This window comes from Mesorhizobium sp. M1088 (assembly GCF_040318575.1).
Taxonomy (GTDB): domain Bacteria; phylum Pseudomonadota; class Alphaproteobacteria; order Rhizobiales; family Rhizobiaceae; genus Mesorhizobium.
Map to the genome: position 1 here is coordinate 1 of NZ_JAMYMO010000109.1, position 1,315 is coordinate 1,315.

A 1,315-nucleotide genomic window follows, 5' to 3' on the forward strand; every position below is an offset into this window, starting at 1 on the left:
GCCCATTACCTGCCGTAACCGGCACTGTCCCAGGTGCCAGGGCGCGGCCGCGCGTACATGGCTCGCCGAGCGCGAAGCCGACCTGCTGCCGGTCGGCTACTTCCATGTCGTATTCACGCTGCCGGCCGAAGTCGCCGAGATCGCGTTCCACAACAAGGCGCTGGTCTATGACCTGCTGTTCAAGGCGGCATCGGAGACGATGCTGACCATCGCCGCCGATCCGAAGCACCTCGGCGCGCGCATCGGCATCACTGCCGTGCTCCACACATGGGGCTCGGCAATGACCCACCATCCGCATGTCCACATGATTGTGCCGGGCGGCGGCATCGCGCCGGACGGGAGCCGCTGGATATCGTCGCGCGCGGCCTTCCTGCTCCCGGTCAGAGTACTGGGCAAGTTGTTCCGCCGCCTGTTCCTCACCCGGCTGATCGCGCTGCACGACGCCGATCGGCTCGCCTTCTTCGGCACCCTTGCTCGTCTCATCGAGCGGCAGGCCTTCCTGCGGCACCTGTCGCCGGTCCGGAACAAGCGCTGGGTGGTCTATGCCAAGGCGCCCTTCGCCGGGCCGGAAGCGGTGCTCGCCTACCTGTCGCGCTACACGCACCGGGTCGCGATCTCGAACCGCCGCCTGATCGCCTTCGACGAGGCTGGAGTCACCTTCCGCTACAAGGACTATCGCCGCGATGGTGTCGAGCGCCAGCGCGCCATGACGCTTGCCGCCGACGAGTTCATCCGCCGCTTCCTGCTCCATGTCCTGCCGCGTGGGTTCCACCGCATCCGTCACTATGGGCTGCTCGCCACCTCCGCCCGCAAGGCCAGCCTCGCACTCGCGCGCGAACTGCTGAACGTCGATCTGCCGCCCCAAGACGACACTTCGGAAGAACCGGCTGACGTCCGCCGGCCTTGCCCTTGCTGCGGCGGGCGCATGGTCGTCATCGAGAGGTTCGAACGGTGGTGCCAGCCTCGTGCACCGCCTGCCTCAAGGGCGCCGAACCGGGAGAACGCCCCATGACCCGGCATGGACCGTTTGTCCACACGGCCGCGCCACGCTGGCGCCGGTCAACGGGATGTTATGTGCACGTTGCCGTGACGCCGGTCGTCACGCACACCAATCCCGTCGGAATCAACGCTACAGGCTCTGCGACCTGGCCCGGAAGCCGCTTCCACGACATGCCCACCGCGTCCTATGCGGAAGTTCGCGACAGGCGCTGGCACACCCCGAAACACAAATCCCCATAGCTCACCGCCTGCGGCCCGCGGGTTCCTGCATCAGAGACTTTCGTACGCCTGACGGCACCCGAAACCCTTCAGCAAT

1 protein-coding gene is annotated in these 1,315 nt (G+C 66.8%); it reads left to right on the forward strand.

The window, feature by feature from the left end; translation table 11 throughout:
* Window positions 1–1,012 (forward strand): IS91 family transposase (locus tag NKH49_RS34660; protein ID WP_352930182.1); only part of this gene is annotated, 1,012 nt, incomplete at its 5' end.
* Between the last annotated feature and the right edge of the window lie 303 nt (window positions 1,013–1,315).